Origin of the sequence: Salipiger sp. HF18, from assembly GCF_011806505.1 — a bacterium.
GTDB classification, from domain to species: Bacteria; Pseudomonadota; Alphaproteobacteria; order Rhodobacterales; family Rhodobacteraceae; genus Salipiger; species Salipiger thiooxidans.
The window spans coordinates 1-3,190 of sequence record NZ_JAATOS010000452.1 but is presented as its reverse complement, the minus strand read 5'-3'; the positions used below and the strand labels follow the sequence as shown (position 1 = coordinate 3,190).

The following is a 3,190-nucleotide window of genomic DNA, read 5'->3' as shown; positions in this document are numbered from 1 at the left end:
ATCCGCGGCGCCACCGTGGCCTATCAGGGCGAGATCACCTTCCCGCCGCCGCCGCCCAAGACCAAGGCGATCGCGGCGCAGAAGCCCAAGGAGAAGGCGCCCGAGCTGACGCCGGAAGAGAAGCGCGCGGCCGAGGTCGCGGCCTTCAAGGCGCAGACCAAACAGCAGGTCACCCTGCTGGGCGTGGGCGGCGTGCTGCTGCTGGCGGTGGGCCTCGTGGCACCCGCGAGCTTCATGCAGCACTTCATCGTCTTCGTGCTGTCGGTCTTCGTGGGCTTCCAGGTGATCTGGAACGTCAGCCATTCGCTGCACACCCCGCTGATGGCCGTCACCAACGCGATCTCGTCGATCATCATCCTCGGCGCGCTGATGCAGATCGGCTCGGGCTCGTGGCTGGTGATCATCCTCGCCGCGCTGTCGGTGTTCATGGCGGGAATCAACATCTTCGGCGGCTTCATGGTGACGCGGCGCATGCTCGCCATGTTCCAGAAGTCGTAAGGAGGGGAAAGAACCATGGAATTCGGATTCACCACCGCGGCCTATGTGGTCGCAGCGGTCCTCTTCATCCTCTCGCTCGGCGGCCTCTCGGGGCAGGAAAGCGCCAAGCGGGCGGTGTGGTACGGCATCGTCGGCATGGCGCTGGCGGTGTTCGCGACGCTCATCGGCCCGGGAACGGGCCTGTGGCTGCTCTCGATCATCCTGATCGCGGCGGGCGGCATCATCGGCATGTACGTGGCCAAGAAGGTCGAGATGACCGAGATGCCGCAGCTGGTCGCGGCGATGCACTCGCTCGTCGGCCTCGCGGCGGTCTTCGTGGGCTACAACGCGCATTTCACCATGAAGGCGGTGACGAGCGGTCATGACCCGCACGGCACCTTCGCCGAGCTCGTCGCCCACAAGACCTCGGTCGAGCTGTCGATCCTATCGGTTGAGCTGTTCCTCGGTGTCTTCATCGGGGCGGTGACCTTCACAGGCTCGGTGATCGCCTACGGCAAGCTCGCGGGCAAGGTGACCTCGAAGGCCGAGAAGCTGCCGGGCGGGCACATCCTGAACGCGAGCGCCGCGGCGATCTCGGTGCTGGCGCTGTTCTGGTATATGGGCACCGGCGGCTTCTTCCCGCTGTTCCTGATGACGCTCTGCGCGCTGTTCATCGGCTACCACCTGATCATGGGCATCGGCGGCGCCGACATGCCGGTGGTGGTGTCGATGCTGAACAGCTACTCGGGCTGGGCGGCGGCGGCCATCGGCTTCAGCCTCGGCAACGACCTGCTGATCGTGGTCGGCGCGCTGGTGGGCTCCTCCGGTGCGATCCTGTCCTACATCATGTGCAAGGCGATGAACCGGTCCTTCGTCTCGGTGATCCTCGGCGGCTTCGGCAGCACGGGAGGCCCGGCGATGGAGGTCGAGGGCGAGCAGATCGCCATCGACGCCGACGGCGTGGCCGGTGCGCTCGAGGATGCGGACAGCATCATCATCGTGCCGGGCTACGGCATGGCGGTGGCGCAGGCGCAGCAGAACGTGGCCGAACTGACCCGGCGCCTGCGGGCGAAGGGCAAGGAGGGGCGGTTCGCGATCCACCCCCGGGCGGGCCGTCTGCCGGGGGACAAGAAAGGGCTGCTGGCCGAGGGCCAGGCCGCCGAGGCCTAGGTGCCCTACGACATCGTGCTCGAGATGGACGAGATCAACGAGGACTTCCCGGAAACGGACGTGGTCATCGTGATCGGCTCGAACGACATCGTGAACCCCGCCGCACAGGAGGACCCGAACTCGCCGATCGCGGGGATGCCGGTTCTCGAGGTGTGGAAGGCCAAGCAGGTCTTCGTCTCCAAGCGCGGCCAGGGCACGGGCTACTCGGGCATCGAGAACCCGCTGTTCTACAAGGACAACACCCGCATGTTCTACGGCGACGCCAAAGCCTCCGTGGGTGAGCTGCTCAACCGCATCAGCTGAGCGGACGCAGGGAAATGGACGGGCCCTGGGGCCCGTCCGCAGGGCGCGACACCGATGGGTGCCGCGCCCTTTTTCGTGCCCGGAACATGTCGGGAACGCGCGGTGGAAGCGAGATTTTCGTATTTGTTAACAGTCGTTTATGAAACAGGCGTTCGGTGCCCGGATTTGACTTGAAGGGCTGCAGGGCATAGCCTTTCCTCATGCTGGACAGATCGGGCGGACGGCCCCCGGGAACAGGCACCCGGAGGTACGACAACAAAAAAGCCCCTGATCGGCCCCGCTGCCTCGGGCGGAGAACCTACAGGCAAGAAAGGTATCGAGCATGATCCTCATCCACCTCGAAGAGGAAATGTCGCGTCTCGAAGACGAGCGTGACGAGATCGTCGGCGTTCTCAAGGAACTCGGCGAGGAAATCAGACGCCTCAAGGCGCAGATCGAGGACGGGGAGGGAGTTTCGAAGACGGAGACGGGCAAGCTGATGAGCGACGTGCGCTACTGGATGCGCGCGTCGCATGAAACGGAGGCTCAGATCGCCAATGTCAGACGAAAACAGAAAGGACTCGCCGCCTCCGCCGGTGCTGCGGTGCGGGACGGCTTCCTGAATGAGCTGACCGAGGGGGAGTGCCTGGCACTCCCCTTTCTCTTCGAGTTCTGGGCGATGGAGCACCAGCTGCCACCCGAGGGAGACTGGCGCTCGTGGGTCATCATGGGCGGTCGCGGTGCAGGCAAGACCCGGGCCGGGGCCGAATGGGTGCGCGCCTGCGTCGAGGGCGCGATGCCGCTGTCGCCGGGGCGCTGCAAGCGCGTGGCGCTGATCGGCGAGACCATGGACCAGGTGCGCGAGGTGATGGTGTTCGGCGAGAGCGGCATCATGAACTGCTCGCCGCCCGACCGCCGGCCCGAGTGGCAGGCAACGCGGCGCTGTCTCGTGTGGCCCAACGGAGCCGAGGCCATGGTGTTCTCGGCCCACGATCCCGAGGGGCTGCGCGGCCCGCAGTTCGATGCGGCCTGGGTCGACGAGCTGGCGAAATGGAAGAAGGCGCGCGAGACCTGGGACATGTTGCAGTTCGCGCTGCGGCTCGGGGAGCACCCGCAGGTCTGCGTCACCACGACCCCGCGCAACGTGGGCATCCTGAAGGAGCTGCTGGAGCTGCCGTCAACCGTGGTGACCCGGGCGAAGACCGAGGCCAACCGCGCCAATCTCGCCGAGAGCTTCCTCGAGGAGGTGCGGGCGCGCTAC

General features: G+C 66.1%; 2 protein-coding genes and 1 pseudogene. All 3 read left to right on the top strand.

What is annotated here, in order from left to right; genetic code table 11:
* Positions 1-498 (top strand): proton-translocating transhydrogenase family protein (locus HC022_RS22275; protein ID WP_175583692.1); only part of this gene is annotated, 498 nt, incomplete at its 5' end.
* Positions 499-513: 15 nt separating this feature from the next.
* Positions 514-1,950, top strand: a pseudogene (locus HC022_RS22270) (NAD(P)(+) transhydrogenase (Re/Si-specific) subunit beta).
* A 625-nt stretch (positions 1,951-2,575) separates the two neighbouring features.
* Positions 2,576-3,190 (top strand): terminase family protein (locus tag HC022_RS22260; protein ID WP_175583693.1); only part of this gene is annotated, 615 nt, incomplete at its 3' end.